Below are 20,173 nucleotides of genomic sequence, written 5' to 3'. Positions count from 1 at the left end.
AGTCTCTGATGCGCCTGCCCCTGTTGACCGCCCTCGTCATCCTGGCCACCGGCTGCCAAACCCCCGCGCCGGCTGGCCGCGACGCCGCCGACCTGCGGGCCATCGGCAGCGTGCAGGGCACGGGCGACCGCAGCCCGATTGAGGGCGAACGGGTGACGGTGGAGGGCGTGGTGGTTGGTGATTTCGGCCAGGGCCTGGGCGGCGTATTCATCCAGTCAAGGCGGGACGACGGCGACCCGGGCACCTCCGAAGGCCTGTTTCTGGCGATGGGCGGCCAGCCCCTCTTCGTGCTGGCGGCCGGCGACCACGTGCGCGCCACCGGCACCGTGAAGGAAATCGGCCCGGACGACGGCAGCCTGACCGCCCTGGTGGAGGTCGAGGCCCGTGTGCTGGCGCGCGGCATGACCATCGCGCCGACGCCGCTGGCCGCGGCACCGAGTCCGGCAGCCTGGGAAGCCTACGAAGGCATGCTGCTGCATATCGCCGCGCCACTCACCGTCACCGGCAACGATGGCCTTGCGCGCTTCGGCGAGCTTGTCGTGAGCTTCGCCGGCCGTCGCTTCGCGCCGACCGAGCGCGCCGCACCGGGACCGGAAGCTGATGCGCTGGCCAAGGAAAACGCGCGCGTGATGCTGCGCCTGGACGACGGCCTGTCGGCACAAAACCCCGGCGAGCCCTGGTTCCTGCCCCAGCCCTGGGCCGACACGCATCCGCTGCGCACCGGTAGCGTCATCACCGGCACCACCGGCGTGCTAGACCAGCGCTTCGGCAGCCATCGGCTGCAGCTGACCGAACCGCTGGGCGATGTGGTCCAGGCGCCGCGGCCGGCGCCGCCGCGCGTGGCCGGCGATCGTCGCGTGGTCGGACTCAACGTGCTCAATCTGTTCAACGGCGACGGTCAGGGCGGCGGCTTCCCGACCGAGCGAGGCGCCGCCAGCGCGGCCGACCACACCCGCCAGCAGGCCAAGCTGGTGGCCACCGTCCAAGCGCTCGATCCCGACCTGGTGGCGCTGATGGAGCTGGAGAACGACGGCTTTGGGGCCGACTCGGCGCTGGCGCGATTCGTCGCCGCGCTCAACGAGCAGGGGCCGCATCGCGACTGGCGCTTCGTGGACGCCGGCCAGGGTCCGGGCGAAGGCAGCATCCGGGTCGGCCTGATCTATCGCCACACCCGCTTCGAAACCGTGGGCGCGCCGGCCACCCTGCTGGCCGCCCCGTTCAACCAGGGCAGCCGGGCACCGCTGGCCCAGGCCTTCCGGGCCGGGGGCGGTCCGGTTTTCGTGGTGGTCGCCAATCATTTCAAGTCCAAGGGCGGCTGCCGCCCCGGCATTCCGGCCGGTGACGCCGACCGCGGCGACGGCCAGGCCTGCTACAACGCCACCCGGGTCGCGTCCTCGGAAGCCCTGCATGCCTGGCTGGCCACCGACCCCACCGGCACCCGGCCCGCCGGCCAACTGGTGATCGGTGACCTGAACGCGCATGCCCAGGAGGACCCGCTGCGCGCCCTGTATGCGCACGGCTGGCGCGATGCCTTCGAGGTGGCGGGCGTCGAGCAGCCTTATTCCTACGTCTGGGCCGGGCTGTCGGCGCGCCTCGACCACGCCCTGGTGGATGCCGGCCTGGCCGCGCGCCTGCGCGGCGCCGCCGAATGGCACAACAGCGCCGATGAGTCCGAGCGCTTCGGCTATGCCCACGACCAGGACACCGACCCCTGGCGGGCTTCCGACCACGACCCGGTGGTGCTGGGCTTCGACCTGGCCCGCTAAGGGATATCATCGCCGCCATGGACGAGAACCCGGCCTTCCCCAGCGAATCCGGCCCGCTGCATCTGACCGGCCCCGCCGGCCGGCTGGAATTGATGGTCGACCTGCCCGAACCCGGTCAGGAACGGACCGGCGTGGCCGTGCTCTGCCACCCCAATCCACCCGAGGGCGGCACCCTGCACAACAAGGTGGTCACCATGACCGCGCGCGCGCTCAGCGAACTGGGCGTCGCCGCGGTGCGCTTCAATTTCCGCGGCGTCGGTCAGTCCGAAGGCAGCTTCGACGACGGCCGCGGTGAAATCCTCGACCTGTTGGCCGTCACCGACTGGGTGCGCAAGGTGCGCCCGAACGACGCGCTGTGGCTGGCCGGTTTTTCCTTCGGCAGCTGGGTCGCGCTGCAGGGCGCGCGCCAGCTTCCCGTGAAGCAGATGATTTCGATCGCGCCGCCGGTTGGCCTGCGCGCCTTCGATGGCGTGATGGCGCCCACCTGCCCGTGGCTGGTGGTGATGCCGGAGGCCGACGACGTGGTCGAGCCGCAGAAGGTCTATGACTGGATCGATTCGCTGCAGGTCAACCCGACCCTGGTGCGCATGCCCGATACCGGGCACTTCTTCCACCGGCGGCTGATGGACCTGCGCGGCGCAATCAAGAACGGCGTGCGCAAGAACCTGCCGCCGCCGCGCCATGGCTGAAGCGGCGGCGCAGCGCCCGTCCGCCGCCTACGCCGCCGGTATCCGCGCCGGGCGCTGGCAGCCCGACGAGGCCCAGTCCCGGGCGCTGGTCGAACTCGACCGCATCCATCGCCAGCTGCGCGCGCGCCAGCGCCGCCCGCGCTGGAAGCAGTGGCTGTGGACGCTGCGACCGCCGCCGCCGGTGAACGGGCTGTATCTCTGGGGCGGCGTGGGTCGCGGCAAGACCTTCCTCAACGACCTGCTGTTCGAGCACTTGGGCGAGCTGCCGCGCCGCCGCTGGCACTTCCACCGCTTCATGCTTGAAGTGAACGCGCGGGTGCAGGCGCTGCCGGCCGACACCGCCGACACCGTTGCCGTGGTCGCCGATGGCCTGGCCGACGAACTCAGGCTGTTGGTGCTCGACGAATTCATCGTCACCGATATCGCCGACGCGATGATCCTGGGCCGCCTGCTCGAGCGCCTGTTCGCGCGCGGGGTGGTGCTGGTGACGACCTCGAACACCGCGCCGAAGAACCTCTACAAGAATGGCCTGCAGCGCGCGCGCTTCCTGCCCGCGATCGCGCTGCTCGAAAAGCACTGCGGCGTCGTCCATCTCGACAGCAAACAGGACTACCGGCTGCGCCAGCTCACGCGCGCCGAAACCTACCTGATGCCGCTCGACGCCCGCGCCGAAGCCGGCATGGCCGACCACTTCGCGCGCCTGGCCGCCGACAGCCCGGCCGAGGACGGTCCCCTGGTGGTGAACGCACGCGCGATCCCGGTCCGCGCGCTGGCCGAAGGCATCGTCTGGTTTGATTTCGCAGCGCTTTGCGAGGGGCCGCGCGCGGCCGCCGACTACATCGAGATCGCGCGCAGCTTCCACACCGTGCTGGTGTCCGGCGTGCCGGTGTTCGACCTGGCGCATGACAACGCCGCACGCCGGTTCGTGCACCTGGTGGACGAGCTCTACGACCGCAACGTGAATCTGCTGCTCAGCGCCGCTGCCGAACCGATGTGGCTCTACGGCGGCGACAAGCTGCGCCAGGAGTTTGAGCGCACCGCCTCGCGCCTGGTGGAAATGCGCAGCGCCGAGTACCTGGCGCGCGAGCACCGCCCGTGAAAGCCTGGGCCCCGTGGCTGGCCGCCGCGCTGGGCGCGGCGCTGGTGCTGTGGGTGTTCTGGCCCGGCTACATGAGCTGGGACAGCGCCTTCCAGTGGTGGCAGGCGCGCAACAACCGGTTCGACGGCGTGCATCCGCCGCTGATGGCGATGATCTGGCAGCTCGCCGAACGTGGCATCCAAGGGCCCGGCGGCATGCTGGTGCTGCAGGTGCTGCTGCTGTGGTCGGCGCTGGCGCTGTTCGCGTCGGCGCTGCCGCTGCCGGCGGCGGGGCGGGCAGGGGTCGTACTGGTCATCGGCCTCTGGCCTCCGGTGCTGGCGATGCAGCCGCACGTGTGGAAAGACCTGTGGACGTTGGCGGGCTTCGCCTGGGCGATGGCGCTGCTGGCGCAGGACCTGCGCCGACCGCATCGCGGCTGGCGCGCGGCCGCCCTGCTGGCGCTTGCGTTCGCCTGTGCGTTCCGGCACAACGCGATCACCGGCGCGCTGCCGCTGCTGGCCTGGATTGGCTGGCGCGAGGCGCTTGCCTATCGGCCGGCCGGGCCATGCCGACGCCGGCTGCTGCCGGCCCTGCTGGCGACGGGCCTGATGGGCGCGGGCGTGTGGCTGCTGGCGGCGCTGCCCGCACAGGACGCGCGGGTGCGGCACACCGAACGCGTCTGGTCGGTGGTGACGCTGTGGGACGCGGCCGCTGTGTCGCTGGCTGAAAACCGCTTGGTGTATCCGCCCGAACTGATCGATCCGAGCCTGACGCTGGATGAGCTTCGCCAGCACTTCTCCGACTACTCGAACACCACCGTCTACGCCACCGGCAAACTTCGCAGCAGCTTCGATGGCCCTTACACGCCGGCGCAGCGGCAGGCGATCGATGCCCTGGCCTGGTCGCTGCCGCGCGATCACGCCGCGGCCTACTTCACCCATCGCGGGCGGCTGGCGCAGCTGCTGTTCGGGCTTGATCCGGCCGGACTGCCCGACCACCAGGTGATGATGCCGGGCCTGCATGCTTACGGTGACAACCCCCCGGTCGCGCCGCAGGCGCATCCCTGGCATGCGCGCAGCCTGGCCTGGCTGCAGTCGCTGGTGGACACGCCGCTGTTCGCCGGCTGGCTCTATCTGTTGGCCTGCCTTGTCGTCAGCGGCGCGGGCGTGATCCGCATGCGTCGCGTCCCAGGCGCGGGACTGGCGGTCGCCGTGGCGCTTTCCTCCCTGGCCTACGCCCTGCCGCTGGCCCTGGTCTCGGGCAGCGCCGAGTTCCGCTACCTGGCCTGGCCCGTGCTGGCCGCCCTAGCCAGCCTCCTCCTCCTGGCCACACCCCCTGCTGGCCAAACCACACAACCCCCTGTGGGAGGGACTTCAGTCCCGATGCCTCTCGCCGAAATGCATCGGGACTGAAGTCCCTCCCACAGGGAGTGGTTTGCTAGCATCGGGGCACTTACATCAGGGGAAGACCATGCGCCGACTGCTGCTCGTCACCGCCCTCGCCGCCGCCCTTTGCGGCCCCGCTGCCGCGCAGCCTGTGGATGTCGAGGCCCTGGCGGCCACGGTGGATGCCAAGGTCCAGGCCTGGCGCCGCGACATCCACCAGCATCCCGAACTGGGCAACCGCGAAGTGCGCACGGCCAAGCTGGTCGCCGAGCATCTGCGCGCCCTGGGCTTCGAAGACGTGCGCACCGGCATCGCCACCACCGGCGTCACCGCGGTGCTGCGCGGTGGCAAGCCGGGTCCGCGCATCGCGCTGCGCGCCGACATGGATGCGCTGCCGGTCACCGAGCGCAGCGGCCTGCCCTTCGAATCCAAGGTCACCACGACCTTCCGCGGCGAAACCACCGGCGTGATGCATGCCTGTGGCCACGACGCCCACACCGGCATCCTGATGGGCGTGGCCGAGGCCATGGCGTCAATGAAGGACGAGCTTCCGGGCGAGATCCTGTTCGTGTTCCAGCCGGCCGAAGAAGGCCCGCCGGACGGCGAGGAGGGCGGCGCCGAGGAAATGCTCAAGCAAGGCATCTTCGACCGCTTCAAGCCCGAGGCGGTGTTCGGCCTGCACGTCTTCAGCACGCTCACCGTCGGCCAGGTGGGCTACCGCAGCGGCCCGCTGATGGCGGCGTCCGACCGCTTCAACATCGTGGTGAAGGGACGCCAGACCCACGGCTCCCGGCCCTGGGGCGGCGTTGACCCGATCGTGGCCGCAGCCGACATCATCGGCACCGCCCAGACCATCGTCAGCCGGCGCCAGAACATCTCGAAGCAACCGGTGGTCGTGAGCTTTGGCGCCATCAAGGGCGGCATCCGCTACAACATCATTCCCGACAGCGTCGAGCTGGTGGGCACCATCCGCACCTTCGACGAAGGCATGCGCGCGCAGGTGTTCGCCGACCTCAAGAACGTCGCCGAAAGCGTCGCCAAGGCCCACGGCGCCACCGTGGACGCCCAGGTACCCGACACCAAGGGCAACCCGGTCACCGTGAACCACCCGGCGCTGACCGCCCGCGTACTGCCCAGCCTGCAGTACGCCATCGGCGAGGAAAACGTGGTCGAGATGGACCTGACCATGGGCGCCGAGGACTTCTCGTTCTACGCCAACCAGGTGCCCGGCTTCTTCTTCTTCGTCGGCGCCACGCCCGAGGGCCAGGACCCGACCAAGGCCCCGTCCAACCACTCGCCCGAGTTCTTCCTGGACGAGGGCGCGCTGAAGGTAGGCACCCGCGCGATGCTGCAGGTGTCGCTCGACTACCTCCACGCCACCGACTAAGCGCCTTTGTAGGAGGGCCTTCAGGCCCGAAGCTTTTTGCGCAAAAGCTTCGGGCCTGAAGGCCCTCCTACATTTTTATTCGCCCCCTTAGCTGCCCGCCGGACGGCGACACTTTATCCACCACATCTTGCGTTGACCGTTGGCGAAACACCCGATATGTTGTGGCCGTCGGTCCCTGTCGCGGCAACGCGAAAGGGTTAATAGGGAAGCCGGTGTGAATCCGGCGCTGCCCCGCAGCGGTATGTGGAAACGAAGGCCGTCATTAGCACTGGAATCTGTGGTTCGGGCCCGAAGGCCCGCCTGCAGGGGCTGGGAAGCGACGGTTGGTAGGTGAGGCGTCAGCCTCGTGTCCACGAGTCCGAAGACCTGCCGACAGCCGCGCGAAGCACAGCGCGCGGTGACCGGCCCAGAGGTCTCCGGGGGGAGGCGGTGCCGGTGTCGTGGCGCCGCGTCTGGGTCCCTGCGACACCCGCCATCCATCCTCCGTTGCACTTCGCATGCCCGCGGGGGCATGGCCGCGCCGACGCCTGGTGGCGTCGCCGTTGACTGTCTCCGCGCGCCGCCCCCGAGGGAGGGTCGGCGACCGTGCGCCACGCAACGGAGCACAACCATGAATTCCGAAACCCTCGAAGCGCTGACCAGCGAAGGCGAACCGCAATTCGCCCTCACCCCGCCCGCCATATCACTGGGCATGACCGTCACCAAGCGCAACGGCCGCCGGGAACCGGTGGACCTCAACAAGATCGTACGTGCCGTGACACGTCAGTGCGGCGACCTGTACGCGATCGACCCGATGCGCGTCGCCACCCGCACCATCTCCGGTCTGTACGACGGCGCAACCACCCGCGAGCTGGACGAACTCTCCATCCGTACCGCGGCGCTGCTCACCGCCGAGGAGCCCGAGTACGGGCGCCTGGGCGCGCGCCTGCTGGCCGACTTCATCGCCAAGGAAGTCGCCGGCCAGGAAATCCACGCCTTCTCGCAGTCGATCTGCCGCGGCCACGAGGTTGGACTCATCAACGACCGGCTACTGGACTTCGTGCAGTCCAACGCGCGCAAGCTCAACGACTCGCTGGATGCCTCGCTAGACCGCCGCTTCGACTACTTCGGCCTGCGCACCCTTTACGATCGCTACCTGCTGCGCCATCCCACCCAGCGCACGGTGATCGAAACGCCGCAGCAGTTTTTCCTGCGCATCGCCTGCGCGCTCAGCCAGGACGTGCCCGAGGCGCTGGCGCTGTACCGGCGCATGGCATCGCTCGACTACCTGCCCAGCTCACCCACGTTGTTCAATGCCGGCACCACCCACGAACAGTTGTCCAGCTGCTTCCTTCTCGACTCGCCCGACGACACGCTCGAGTCGATCTATCGCAAGTACGCCGACGTAGCGATGCTGAGCAAGTTCAGCGGCGGAATCGGCGTCTCATTCACGCGCGTACGCTCGCGCGGCTCACTGATCCGCAGCACCAATGGCCACTCGAACGGCATCGTGCCCTGGCTCAAGACACTTGACTCCTCGGTGGCCGCAGTCAACCAGGGTGGAAAGAGAAAGGGCGCTGCCTGCGTCTACCTCGAACCCTGGCACGCCGACATAGAGGAGTTTCTGGAGCTGCGCGACAACACCGGCGATGAGGCGCGGCGCACCCACAACCTGAATCTGGCCAACTGGATCCCGGACCTGTTCATGCGCCGGGTGGAGACCGACGGCGAATGGTCGCTGTTCGACCCCAAGACCGTGCCGCAGTTCACCGACCTGTTCGGAAAAGCCTTCGATGTCGCCTACGAACAGGCGGAGGCCAGAGGCCGCGCGGTCAAGACCCTGCGCGCGCGCGACCTGTTCGGCAAGATGATGCGGACCCTGGCCCAGACCGGCAACGGCTGGATGACCTTCAAGGACAAGTGCAACCGCGCCAGCAACCAGACCGCGCGACCGGGCAATGTGATCCACCTGTCGAACCTTTGCACCGAGATCCTGGAGGTCACGTCCGGCGACGAGACAGCGGTCTGCAACCTCGGGTCGATCAACCTCGACCAGCACCTGCGGGAGGACGACCAGGGTCGCGCCGAGTTCGACTTCGAAAAGCTGGCGGAAACGGTGCGGCTGGCCGTACGCCAGCTCGACCGGGTGATCGACCTGAATTTCTACCCGATCGAGACCGCCCGCCGGGGCAACCTGCGCTGGCGACCGGTGGGCCTGGGCATGATGGGCCTGCAGGACGTGTTCTTCCGGCTCCGGCTGGCCTTCGACGCGCCCGAGGCACGCGCGCTGTCGGCGCGTATCGCGGAAGACATGTACTTCCATGCGCTGGAAGCCAGCTGCGAACTGGCGCAGGAACGAGGCCACCACCCGAACTTCGACGAAACCCGCGCTGCCCACGGCGAACTGCAGTTCGACGCTTGGGGCGTGCAGCCGACGCTGCCTGAGCGCTGGGACCGCCTGCGGGAGCGCATCCGAGAATACGGTTTGCGCAACTCGCTGCTTGTCGCTATCGCGCCCACCGCCACCATCGCCTCGATCGCCGGCTGCTACGAGTGCATCGAGCCGCAGGTGAGCAACCTGTTCAAGCGCGAGACGCTGTCGGGAGACTTCCTGCAGGTGAACCGGCACTTGGTCGTTGAGCTCAAGCAGCTAGGCCAATGGACGCCCGAGATGCGCGACCGCATCAAGCTGGCTGAAGGCTCGGTGCAGAGCATCGTAGAGATCCCGGCCGAGCTGCGGGCGGTCTACCGCACGGTGTGGGAAGTTCCCATGCGCTCACTGATCGACATGGCCGCCGAGCGAGGCGGCTTCATCGACCAGAGCCAGTCGCTGAACCTGTTCATGGCGTCGCCAAACATTGGCGCGCTTTCCTCGATGTACATGTATGCCTGGAAGCAAGGCATCAAGACCACCTACTACCTGCGCTCCCGCCCCGCCACCCGCATTGCCCAAACCACCGTCGACACCACGGCCGCCGTGGTGTGCTCGCTCGAGAACCCCGAGTCCTGCGAGGCCTGCCAGTAATGACTACCTCCATGACCACCACGAAATTGCTCGACCCGGGCTACAGCCTCACCCTGCGGCCGATGCGCTACCCGCAGTTCTACGAGATGTACCGCGATGCGATCCGCAATACCTGGACCGTCGAGGAAGTGGACTTCTCGCTGGACACCAATGACCTCAAGAACAAGCTCGGGCCGGCCGAGCGCCATTTGGTCGAGCGGCTGGTGGCGTTCTTCGCCACCGGGGACTCGATCGTGTCCAACAACCTCGTGCTCAACCTCTACCAGCACATCAATGCGCCCGAGGCGCGCATGTACCTGTCTCGCCAGCTGTACGAAGAGGCGCTGCACGTTCAGTTCTACCTCACCCTGCTCGACACCTACCTGCCCGAGCCGGAGGCGCGCGCCAGGGCGTTTTCCGCGGTCGAGAACGTGCCGTCCATCCGCCACAAGGCCGCGTTCTGTTTCAAGTGGATGGACAGCGTGCAGCAGCTGCAGCGGCTCGACACCCAGGCCCAGCGGCGCCAGTTCCTGCTGAATCTGATCTGCTTCGCAGCCTGCATCGAGGGCCTGTTCTTCTTTGGCGCCTTCGCATACGTGTACTACCTGCGGTCGCGCGGGCTGCTGCACGGGCTGGCCGGCGGCACCAACTGGGTGTTTCGCGACGAGAGCGGGCACATGGCGTTCGCCTTCGAGGTCATCCGCACCGCGCGTGAAGAAGAGCCCGATCTGTTCGACGACGAGCTCAAGGCCAGCATCGTGCAGATGCTGCGCGAAGCCGTGGATTGCGAATGCCTGTTTAGCGAGGACGTCCTGTCCGGCGGGGTGGCGGGGCTGTCGCCGCGCGACATGCGCCAGTACCTGGAGTACTGCGCCGACCAGCGGCTGGCCCAGCTGGGGCTGCCCAAGCACTTCGGCGCCCGCAATCCTTTCCCCTTCATGGACCTGCAGGACGTCCAGGAACTGACGAACTTCTTCGAACGCCGGGTATCGTCCTATCAGGTGGGGGTTCAGGGCGAAGTTGCCTTCGACGCCAGTTTCTAGGCCGGCCTCTAGGGTCAGGAGGGGGCCTTCCGGTCCGAAGCCCGCCGGGTTGGGCGGTTGGGCCGGAAGGCCCTCTTGGCCAGGGAGGGGACCGATGTCCGCTTGTCGTGAAGGGCGACGTTCCATGCACCGTTTACGGTGCCCCATGCGAGAATGCGCGCCATGACCCCCCCCGATCTCAGCCCCCTGGGCCAGGCCGTCGAATATGGCGCCGACTACGATCCTTCCCTTCTGTTCCCGATTGCCCGGGCCGGCCAGCGCGCGGCCCTGGGACTTGGCGACGACCTGCCTTTCGTCGGCGTCGATTTCTGGAACGCTTACGAGCTGAGCTGGCTCGACGGCCGCGGCAAGCCGCGGGTCGCACTGGCCGAGTTCCGGATGCCGGCGACGTCCCCGAACATCATCGAGTCCAAGAGCTTCAAGCTCTACCTCGGCAGCTACGCCCAAGCCGGTTTCGCCGACACCGACACGCTGCGTGCGCAGCTCGTCCGCGATCTGTCGGAAGCCGCCGGTGCGCCGGTGAGCGTCGTGCTGACGCCGGCCTCGTCCAACAACGCGGCCCTGATCGAGACCCTGGAAGGTGATCTGATCGACGACCTGCCGATCGAGATCAGCCACTACGGCCCGCCGCGTCCTGATTTTCTTTCGGCCGACCCCGAACTCAAGGTGGATGAGATCCTGGTCTCGCACCTGCTCAAGTCCAACTGCCCCGTCACCGGCCAGCCGGACTGGGCCAGCGTGCAGATCCGCTATGCCGGCGCGCGCATCGCCCGCGACGGCCTGCTGCGCTACCTGGTCTCTTTCCGCAGCCACAGCGACTACCACGAGCAGTGCGTCGAACGAATCTTCATCGACCTGATGCAGCAGTGCGCCCCGACGCGCCTGGCGGTCTACGCGCGCTACACGCGTCGCGGCGGACTGGACATCAACCCCTTCCGCGCGACGCCCGGCCTGCCGCTGCCCGGCAACCCGCGCACCGCCCGCCAGTAAGGAGCCGCCATGCGCCTGTCCAAGTTCGCCAGCGTCCTGCTCGCTTCCCTGGTCCTGGCAGGCTGCGGCGACGATGACGCGGCCACGCCTTCAAGCGAGCAGACGGAAGCGGCCACCGAACCCGGTATCGACGCCGCCGAGGCCCCGGCGGCGCTGCCGCCGCTGCCCACCGGCGACTTCCGCATCACCACCGTCAGCCTCGGTCGCGCGGTGGACGAGGAAGGCCAGGTCGGCACGCCCCTGACCGTCTTCGCGCCCGGCGACAAGATCCACGCCGCCGTGGTCGCGGTCGGCAGCAGCGATGGCCTGACCCTGTCGGCGCGCTGGCTGGCCGCCGACGGCACTGAAATCGCCAAGGCCGGGCAGAGCCTGAGCCCCGAGACGCCCACCGTCACCACGTTCAGCATCACCCAACCTGATCCCTGGCCCGTCGGTGGCTACCAGGTGGAGATCGCCATCAACGACCGGGTGCTCGAAACCCGCACCTTCGAGGTGCGCTGAGCCGCGCCGGAGCTCTCCCGGCGCGCGTCCGCGCGACGCACTCATGCCGCATCCCTGTTTGTCCTGCGGCGCCTGCTGCGCCACCTTCCGCGTCGCCTTCCACTGGTCCGACGCCCAACCCGGCAATCCCGAGGGCCCACCGGCCGAGCTGGTGCTGCCGCTGCGTCGCCACGAAGTGCTGATGCGCGGCACCGAGTCGTCGCCCACGCGCTGCGCCGCACTGGCAGGCACGGTGGGCGACGATGGCCACTGCAGCATCTATGCCCAGCGGCCGCCGCCCTGCCGCGCCCTCGTGCCGGCCTGGGAGGACGGCCAGGCCAGTCCCCAGTGCGACAAGGCGCGGCTGGCGCACGGCCTGCTGCCGCTCACGCCGGCGATCTGGCTGATCCCCGGCGATCCGGGCCTGGGCGAACTGCCGCTGGCGTCCTGACGCCGACGGTTTGCCCTCGGCAGGCCGTACCGGCACGTATGTGCGACGGTGCGTCGGCCTGCCGCGGCTTTCGCCGCCGGACCAGAGCGGCGACAATCATCGGCTTGCCCGCACTCGAGATGAAAACGCCATGGCCGATACGCCCAAGATCATCTACACGCTGACCGACGAAGCCCCTTTCCTGGCCACCCAGTCGCTGCTGCCGATCGTGCAGGCCTTCGCCGGCGCCGCCGGCATCGCGGTCGAAACCCGAGACATCTCGCTGTCCGCGCGCATCCTGGCGCAGTTCCCGGAGCGGCTGCGCGAAGACCAGCGCATCGGTGACCACCTCGCCGAGCTCGGCGACCTGGCCACCCGTCCCGAAGCGAACATCATCAAGCTGCCCAACATCAGCGCCTCCTCGCCCCAGCTCAAGGCGGCCATCAAGGAGCTGCAGGCGCAAGGCTTCGACCTGCCCGCCTATCCGGACGAACCGCGCGACGCCGCCGAGGCCGACATCAAGGCGCGCTACGGCAAGGCCATGGGCAGCGCCGTGAATCCGGTGTTGCGCGAAGGCAACTCCGACCGTCGCGCGCCCAAGGCCGTGAAGGAAAACGTCCGCAAGCATCCGCACCGCATGGGCAAATGGTCGGCCGACTCGAAGTCGCACGTGGCGCACATGGCCGGCGATGATTTCTTCGGCAGCGAAAAATCGGCAACCGTGGCCGCCGCCGGCAGCCTGAAGATCGAGCTGGTGGCCGCCGACGGCAGCGCGCGCACGCTCAAGGAAAGCGTGAAGGTGAAGGAGGGCGAGATCGTTGACGCCTCGGTGATGCGCCGCGCCGCCCTGGCGCGCTTCGCCGCCGAACAGATCGCCGACGCCAAGGCCTCGGGCGTGCTGTTTTCGCTGCACCTGAAGGCAACCATGATGAAGGTCTCCGACCCGATCATGTTCGGCGTGTTCGTCACCGAGTTCTACAAGGACGCGTTGGCCAAGCACGCCAAGGTGCTCGACGAAGCCGGCTTCGACCCCAACAACGGCATTGGCGATCTCTACGCCCGCCTGGGCACCCTGCCGGAAGCCACGCAGGCCGCCATCAAGGCCGACCTCGACGCCGTGTACGCCAAGGCCCCGGCGCTGGCGATGGTGAATTCCGACAAGGGCATCACCAACCTGCACGTGCCCAGCGACGTCATCGTCGACGCCTCGATGCCGGCGATGATCCGCGACTCGGGCTGCATGTGGAACGCCAAGGGCGAACTGCAGGACACCAAGGCCGTGATTCCCGATCGCTGCTATGCCGGCATTTACCAGGCCGTGATTGACGACTGCCGCAAGAACGGCGCCTTCGACCCGGCCACGATGGGCAGCGTGCCCAACGTCGGCCTGATGGCGCAGAAAGCCGAGGAGTACGGCTCGCACGACAAGACCTTCCAGCTCGACGCCGCCGGCACCGTGCGCGTCAGCGATGCCGCGGGCGCGGTCGTGTTCGAACACGCGGTCGAGGCCGGCGACATCTGGCGCATGTGCCAGACCAAGGACGCCCCGGTACAGGACTGGGTGAAGCTGGCCGTGGACCGGGCGCGACTGAGCAGCACGCCGGCCGTGTTCTGGCTCGACAAGGCCCGCGCCCACGACGCCCAGGTGATCGCCAAGGTCGAGCGCTACCTCAAGGACTTCGACACCCAGGGCCTGGACATCCGCATCCTGCCGCCGGTGGAAGCCATGGCGGTGTCGCTCGAGCGCATCCGCGCCGGCAAGGACACCATCTCGGTCACCGGCAACGTGCTGCGCGACTACCTCACCGACCTGTTCCCGATCATGGAGCTGGGCACCAGCGCCAAGATGCTGTCGATCGTGCCGCTGATGGCCGGCGGCGGCCTGTTCGAAACCGGCGCCGGTGGTTCCGCGCCCAAGCACGTGCAGCAGTTCGTGCAGGAAAACTACCTGCGCTGGGATTCGCTGGGCGAATTCCTGGCCTTGGCCGCCTCGCTCGAGCACGTCAGCGAGCGCTGGCTCAATTCCTCGGCGCCGGTGCTGGCCAAGGCTCTGGATCTGGCCAACGGCCGCATCCTCGACGAAGACCGCGGCCCCTCGCGCAAGGTCGGCGGCATCGACAACCGCGGCAGCCATTTCTACCTGGCCCTGTACTGGGCCCAGGCCTTGGCCGCGCAGGACGAAGACAAGGCACTGAAGGCGAAGTTCGCGCCTCTGGCGAAACTGCTGTCCGAACAGGAAAGCACCATCGTCGCCGAGCTGCTGGCCGTCCAGGGCCAGCCGGTGGACATCGGTGGTTATTACCGCCCGGACCTGGCCAAGACCACCGCCGCCATGCGCCCCAGCAAAACCTTCAACGCGGCCCTGGCCACGCTCTAACCCAGCCGCAAAAAAGGCAACACTCCTGTGGGAGGGACTTCAGTCCCGATGCTTTTCGGCGAAAAGCATCGGGACTGAAGTCCCTCCCACATTTGTTTCCGGTGATGGAGGGCCATATCGCCATAGCGATAGCCGCAGCCTATCGCAGGTATCCGAAACATTCATTTTCACGCGCGAGCTCCCGCGCGTACGGTGGGTATTCCCAGACCGACTCGCTGCCCAACACCCGGCGGCACGGCGGACTTACTGGATCCCTAGTTCGCCGCAACACCCAAGGAGCCCACCATGACCACCGAACTCAAGTGCCCGTTCTCATCCGGCGACGCCCCGATCCACACCCAGGCCGGGGGCCCGTCCAACGGTGATTGGTGGCCGAACGCGCTCAACCTCAAGATCCTGCACCAGCACGACAAGAAGTCGAACCCGATGGGCGAGGCCTTCAACTACGCCGAGGCGTTCAAGACCCTTGATCTCGATGCGGTGGTGAAGGACCTGACGGCCTTGATGACCGACTCTCAGGAGTGGTGGCCGGCCGACTACGGCCACTACGGCCCCTTCTTCGTCCGCATGACCTGGCACGCCGCCGGCACCTACCGCGTGCAGGACGGCCGCGGCGGCGGCGGCACCGGCGCCCAGCGCTTCGCCCCGCTCAACTCCTGGCCCGACAACGGCAACCTCGACAAGGCCCGTCGCCTGCTGTGGCCGATCAAGCAGAAGTACGGCAGCAAGCTGTCCTGGGCCGACCTGCTGATCATGGCCGGTACCGTTGCCATGGACTCGATGGGCTTCAAGACCTTCGGCTTCGGCGGCGGTCGCGCCGACATCTGGGAGCCGGAAGGCGACATCAACTGGGGCACCGAAACCGACTGGCTGGGCGACAAGCGCTACAGCGGCGACCGCATGCTGGCCAACCCGCTCGCCGCGGTGCAGATGGGCCTGATCTACGTGAACCCGGAAGGCCCGAACGGCAAGCCCGACCCGCTGGCCTCGGCCCGCGACATCCGCGACACCTTCGCCCGCATGGCGATGAACGACTACGAGACCGTGGCCCTGGTGGCCGGCGGCCACACCTTCGGCAAGTCGCACGGTGCGGGACCCGCCTCGCATGTCGGCGTCGAGCCGGAGGGTGGCGACATCGCCGCGCAGGGCTTCGGCTGGCTCAGCACCCACGGCAGCGGCAAGGGCGGCGACACCATCACCAGCGGCATCGAGGGCTCCTGGACGCCGACCCCGACCCAGTGGGACATGACCTACTTCGACAACCTGTTCGGCAACGAGTGGGAACTCACCAAGAGCCCGGCCGGCGCCCACCAGTGGCACCCGAAGGTGCAGACCGACAAGAACATGGCGCCGGCGGCGCACGACCCGTCCAAGAAGGTCACCATCATGATGACCACGGCCGACATGGCCCTGCGCATGGATCCGGACTACGAGAAGGTCTCGCGCCACTTCCACGCCAATCCGCAGGAGTTCCACGACGCCTATGCCCGCGCCTGGTTCAAGCTCACCCACCGCGACATGGGCCCGAAGGCCCGCTACCTGGGCAAGCTGGTGCCCAGTGAAGAGCTGATCTGGCAGGACCCGATCCCGGCCGTTGACCACGCGCTGGTAGACGACCGGGACGTGGCGGCACTCAAGGCCAAGCTGCTCGCCTCGGGCCTGTCGAACGCCGAGCTGGTGCGCGTCGCCTGGGGCGCGGCCTCGAGCTTCCGCGGCAGTGACTTCCGCGGCGGCGCCAACGGTGCCCGCATCCGCCTGACCCCGCAGAAGGACTGGGAGGCCAACCACCCGGCCGAGCTGGCCAAAGTGCTGGGCGTGCTTGAGGGCATCAAGAAGGACTTCGACGCGGCGGCGACTGGCGGCAAGAAGGTGTCGCTGGCCGACCTGATCGTGATCGGCGGCAACGCGGCGGTCGAGGCTTCAGCCAAGAAGGCCGGCCACGAGACCTCGGTGCCGTTTGCACCGGGTCGCACCGACGCCGCGCAGGAGGACACCGAGGTCGATTCCTTCGCCTACCTCGAGCCCAAGGCCGACGGTTTCCGCAATTTCGCGTCCAACAAGGACTTTGCGGCCGACGGTGCCGAGTGGCTGCTCGACAAAGCCAACCTGCTGACCCTGACCGCGCCGGAAATGACCGTGCTCGTCGGCGGCCTGCGGGCACTTGATGCCAACCACGGCGGCGCCAGGCACGGCGTTTTCACCGCCCGCCCGGGCACGCTTAGCAACGACTTCTTCGTGAACCTGCTCGACATGAACACCCAGTGGGCGCGTTCGGAAGCCGACAAGAACGTGCTCGAGGGCCGGGACCGCAAGTCCGGCCAGGTGAAGTGGACCGGCACCGTGGTCGACCTGGTGTTCGGCTCGAACTCGCAGCTGCGTTCGCTGTGCGAGGTCTACGCCACCGCCGACGCGGAAAAGAAGTTCGTCAACGACTTCGTCGCCGCCTGGACCAAGGTGATGAACCTCGACCGCTTCGACCTGCAGTAATCGCGTCCGGTCCGCTCCTCCGGACCCCCGCCCCGCGCCCGGCACCCGCCGACGCGGGGCGCTTCGTTTCCACCACCCTCCTATCCTGTAGGAGGGCCTTCAGGCCCGAAGCTCTTGGCGAACAGCTTCGGGCCTGAAGGCCCTCCTACATGGCCTTAACGCCGGTGCGTGCTAGTGTCATCGGCTGTTTCAAACCCTACCTGGAGCCCCCGCATGCGCATGAAACTCACCCCGCTGGTCCTCGCCCTGTCCGCCGCACTGCTGGCGGCGTGCAGCCCGTCCTCGCAGGATGCCGCGCCGGCGGACGCCGCTTACGCTGAGGCCGCCGTCGCCGAGGCGCCCGCCATGGACGCCATGGACGCCACCGATGCCGACGCCCGCGAGCGCGACGCCGATCCCCTGGCGACCGTTTTGGCCGGCGAATGGCGCGACCCGGCCAACGCCGCGCGCGACGTATACCGCCACCCGCGCGAGACCCTCGACTTCTTTGGCGTCGGCCCCAGCCAGACCGTGATCGAGATCAGCCCGGGCAGCGGCTGGTACACCGAGATCCTGGCCCCGCTGGCGCAGGGCAAGGGCCGCTACATCGGCGTGCTCAACGACCCGGCCAAGGCCGACAGCGAGCGCGCCACCGAGTACTACGCCAATGCCAACGCCAAGTTCCGCGAAAAGCTGGCCGCCCAGGCCGACGTGTACGCCAACGCCAGCCTGATCGAAGTGGACCCGAAGGCGCCGGTGTTCGGCGAACCCGGCTCCGCCGACGTCGTGCTGACCTTCCGGAACGTGCACAACTGGGTTGGTGCCGGCACCGAGGCCGCGATGTTCCAAGGCTTCTACGACGTGCTGGTGCCGGGCGGCGTGCTCGGCGTGGTCGAGCACCGCGCGCCCGCCGGCAAAACCATCGAAGAGGTCGGTGAGTCGGGCTACGTGCCCGAGGACTACGTGATCGAGCTCGCCACCGCCGCCGGCTTCGTGCTCGAGGAAAAGAGCGAGATCAACGCCAACCCGGCCGACACCAAGGACCACCCGAACGGCGTCTGGACCCTGCCCCCGGGCAACCGCCACGACGAAGCCGACCAGGCCAGGTTCGCCGCCATCGGCGAAAGCGACCGCATGACCCTGCGCTTCGTAAAGCCCCAGCCCAAGTAAGCCCAATGTAGGAGGGCCTTCAGGCCCGAAGCTCTTCGCCAAGAGCTTCGGGCCTGAAGGCCCTCCTACACGTTCAGGTCAGCGCGCGTCCTTGACGATCTCGCCGCCCTGGATAACGACCGGAATGGCCTCGAGCAGCGTCACGTCCTGGGTCGGATCGCCAGCCACGGCCACCAGGTCCGCAAAGCGACCCACCTCGGCGACGCCGACATCATTGCGGCCCAGGGCTTCGGCCGAGTTCACGGTCGCTGACTGGATGGCCTGCAGCGGCGTCATGCCGTAGCGCACCATCACCGCGAACTGCTTGCCGTTGTCGCCATGGCGATGCACGCCGGCATCGGTGCCGTAAACCATCCCCACGCCCGCGGCGTGCGCACGACGGAAGCCCTCGCGCTGCACGTCGGCGATTTCGCGATCCTTGCGCAGGTTGTCTTCCATCACCCCGTTCCTCTTGCCTTCGGCCTGGGTGTATTCGGTGTTGTAGATATCCATCGACAGCCACGCGCCATGCTTCTTGGCCAGGGCGATACCCTCGTCGTCAATCAGGCTGGCGTGCTCGATGGTGTCGATGCCGGCGCGGATGGCGGCATTGATGCCGCTGGTGCCGTGCGCATGCGCGGCCACCTTCAGGCCCCACTGGTGCGCCTCCTCCACCACTGCGCGCATCTCGGCTTCACTCAGCTGCTGCTGGCCCGGCTCGGTGTTGCGGGAGAACACGCCGCCGGTGGCGCAGACCTTGATCACCTGCGCACCGTGCTTGCGGATCTCGCGAACGCGCTTGCGCGCTTCCTCGGGGCCGTCGGCGTTGTAGGGGTTCTTCGAATCAAACGACGGCGGGAAGTAGGTGCTGTCGCAATGGCCACCGGTCGCGCCGAAGCTATAGCCGCCGCTGACCACGCGCGGACCCCGCACCTTGCCTTCTTCCACCGCCTGGCGCAGCCCGACGTCGTTCCAGTTGTCCGATCCGACGTTGCGCACGGTGGTGAAGCCCGCGTCCAGGGTGTCGCCGGCGTGCTTTACCGTGAGCATGGACCAGAAGCTGTCGGTGAACTGCAGGCCGGTGTAGCCGCCGTAGCTCGGATCGGAATCGAGGTGCACGTGCATGTCGATCAGGCCCGGCACCAGGCTCATGCCGGCCAGATCAATGCGCCGCGCATCAGCGACCGGCTCGCCCGCGCCGCGGGTGATGCGGGCAATCTTGCCCTCGCGGACAAGGATCTCGGGGTTCTGGATCCATTGACCGGTGCGGACGTCGAGCAGTCGCTCGGCCGAGATCAGCACGGTATCGGCCGCGGCCGGCAGAGAGGCCAGGGCCAGGGCAGCACCCAGCAGGGTCGGAACAAGATATCGCGGGGTCATGGCAGCGTCTCGATCGGAGGTAGCCCGAGTGTAGCCAATCGGGCGCCGCTGTCGGCAAGCGGCGCCCGGTTCCGCAATTTCGAGATCACTCGGGCGTCGACGGCTCCGGCCCAAGTACCTCGGAGGCAAGGCTGTGAAGCGACTTGCCGATGTTTTCCGCGACCGCGGCAGCGCAGTCGGCGATGTGATGGCGCTCCACCAGATAGGCCGGATCGTTGTAGCCGAGCCAGACCTGGCCCGAAGCGTCCTCCCAGACCAGCGCCTTGAGAGGCAGATCGATGCCGGCGGACTGCCCACAGGCCATGAGGGGAGTGCCACCTTTGGGATCACCAAAGATCAGCAGCTCCGTGGGTCGCAGCTGTTGACCGATCGTGGCGGCCCCGGCGGCGTGGTCGATTCTTGCGAACACCTTGAGGCCGCGCGTTGTAACGGCACGCTCCGTCCGGTCCATGGTTTCCTGGGCCGGCCGCGGACTCTTCAAGGCCAGCAGTCCGTCCGCCGCCTGACTGGTCAACGGCGCGCACAGAACCGTCAACGCCGCCAGGGAAAAGATGAGCTTCATGACTGACC

At 68.0% G+C, this 20,173-nt stretch carries 15 protein-coding genes and 1 riboswitch; of the genes, 13 read left to right on the top strand and 2 right to left on the bottom strand.

The genetic code is table 11. From position 1 onward, the window contains the following. The first annotated feature begins 8 nt into the window (after positions 1 to 8). The 13 genes from ACYVGY_RS09215 (at position 9) to ACYVGY_RS09155 (ending at position 18,244) form a co-directional block, all read left to right on the top strand. Entirely contained in the window at positions 9 to 1,766 is a 1,758-nt protein-coding gene (locus ACYVGY_RS09215; protein WP_460457193.1) for an ExeM/NucH family extracellular endonuclease, read from the top strand. Positions 1,767 to 1,783: 17 nt separating this feature from the next. Further along, positions 1,784 to 2,455 carry an alpha/beta hydrolase gene (locus tag ACYVGY_RS09210; protein ID WP_460457192.1) on the top strand — a complete coding sequence of 224 codons (672 nt, stop codon included), beginning with the start codon at positions 1,784 to 1,786 and terminating at the stop codon, positions 2,453 to 2,455. Then, positions 2,448 to 3,554, top strand: a complete 1,107-nt coding sequence (gene zapE / locus ACYVGY_RS09205; protein ID WP_460457191.1) for a cell division protein ZapE — start codon at positions 2,448 to 2,450, stop codon at positions 3,552 to 3,554. The genes ACYVGY_RS09210 and zapE overlap by 8 nt, the downstream gene beginning before the upstream one ends. Then, positions 3,551 to 4,945: a hypothetical protein gene (locus ACYVGY_RS09200; protein ID WP_460457190.1), complete on the top strand. Its 1,395-nt coding sequence runs from the start codon at positions 3,551 to 3,553 to the stop codon at positions 4,943 to 4,945. The genes zapE and ACYVGY_RS09200 overlap by 4 nt, the downstream gene beginning before the upstream one ends. Before the next feature lie 58 nt (positions 4,946 to 5,003). Next, positions 5,004 to 6,305, top strand: coding sequence for a M20 family metallopeptidase (locus ACYVGY_RS09195; protein WP_460457189.1), 1,302 nt, complete (start codon positions 5,004 to 5,006; stop codon positions 6,303 to 6,305). 152 nt (positions 6,306 to 6,457) lie between these two features. After that, positions 6,458 to 6,693: riboswitch (cobalamin riboswitch) on the top strand. A 222-nt stretch (positions 6,694 to 6,915) separates the two neighbouring features. Next, on the top strand, positions 6,916 to 9,309 hold the full coding sequence (locus ACYVGY_RS09190; RefSeq protein ID WP_460457188.1) for a ribonucleoside-diphosphate reductase subunit alpha: 2,394 nt from the start codon (positions 6,916 to 6,918) through the stop codon (positions 9,307 to 9,309). An 11-nt stretch (positions 9,310 to 9,320) separates the two neighbouring features. Next, positions 9,321 to 10,331: a ribonucleotide-diphosphate reductase subunit beta gene (locus tag ACYVGY_RS09185; protein WP_460457187.1), complete on the top strand. Its 1,011-nt coding sequence runs from the start codon at positions 9,321 to 9,323 to the stop codon at positions 10,329 to 10,331. 162 nt (positions 10,332 to 10,493) lie between these two features. Beyond that, the gene (queF, locus tag ACYVGY_RS09180) at positions 10,494 to 11,321 is read left to right on the top strand and encodes an NADPH-dependent 7-cyano-7-deazaguanine reductase QueF (RefSeq protein ID WP_460457186.1); all 828 of its coding nucleotides are present in this window, start codon (positions 10,494 to 10,496) and stop codon (positions 11,319 to 11,321) included. 9 nt (positions 11,322 to 11,330) lie between these two features. Further along, entirely contained in the window at positions 11,331 to 11,822 is a 492-nt protein-coding gene (locus ACYVGY_RS09175; RefSeq protein ID WP_460457185.1) for a hypothetical protein, read from the top strand. A 43-nt stretch (positions 11,823 to 11,865) separates the two neighbouring features. Continuing rightward, the gene (locus ACYVGY_RS09170) at positions 11,866 to 12,252 is read left to right on the top strand and encodes a YkgJ family cysteine cluster protein (protein ID WP_460457184.1); all 387 of its coding nucleotides are present in this window, start codon (positions 11,866 to 11,868) and stop codon (positions 12,250 to 12,252) included. Positions 12,253 to 12,382: 130 nt separating this feature from the next. Continuing rightward, complete coding sequence (locus ACYVGY_RS09165; protein WP_460457183.1) at positions 12,383 to 14,608, top strand: NADP-dependent isocitrate dehydrogenase; 2,226 nt, start codon at positions 12,383 to 12,385, stop codon at positions 14,606 to 14,608. A gap of 285 nt (positions 14,609 to 14,893) precedes the next feature. Further along, positions 14,894 to 17,095, top strand: coding sequence for a catalase/peroxidase HPI (katG, locus tag ACYVGY_RS09160; RefSeq protein ID WP_460457182.1), 2,202 nt, complete (start codon positions 14,894 to 14,896; stop codon positions 17,093 to 17,095). Between the two features lie 345 nt (positions 17,096 to 17,440). After that, positions 17,441 to 18,244: a class I SAM-dependent methyltransferase gene (locus tag ACYVGY_RS09155; protein WP_460457296.1), complete on the top strand. Its 804-nt coding sequence runs from the start codon at positions 17,441 to 17,443 to the stop codon at positions 18,242 to 18,244. 78 nt (positions 18,245 to 18,322) lie between these two features. Here the strand turns inward: ACYVGY_RS09155 and ACYVGY_RS09150 are convergent, their stop codons facing one another. After that, the gene (locus ACYVGY_RS09150) at positions 18,323 to 19,603 is read right to left on the bottom strand and encodes a Xaa-Pro dipeptidase (protein WP_460457181.1); all 1,281 of its coding nucleotides are present in this window, start codon (positions 19,601 to 19,603) and stop codon (positions 18,323 to 18,325) included. Positions 19,604 to 19,688: 85 nt separating this feature from the next. Next, entirely contained in the window at positions 19,689 to 20,165 is a 477-nt protein-coding gene (locus tag ACYVGY_RS09145) for a DUF302 domain-containing protein (RefSeq protein WP_460457180.1), read from the bottom strand. Positions 20,166 to 20,173: the final 8 nt, after the last annotated feature.

Source organism: Arenimonas alkanexedens (assembly GCF_054781355.1).
The sequence above is the reverse complement of the archived record's forward strand: the minus strand, read 5'-3'. Positions and strand labels throughout refer to the sequence as shown.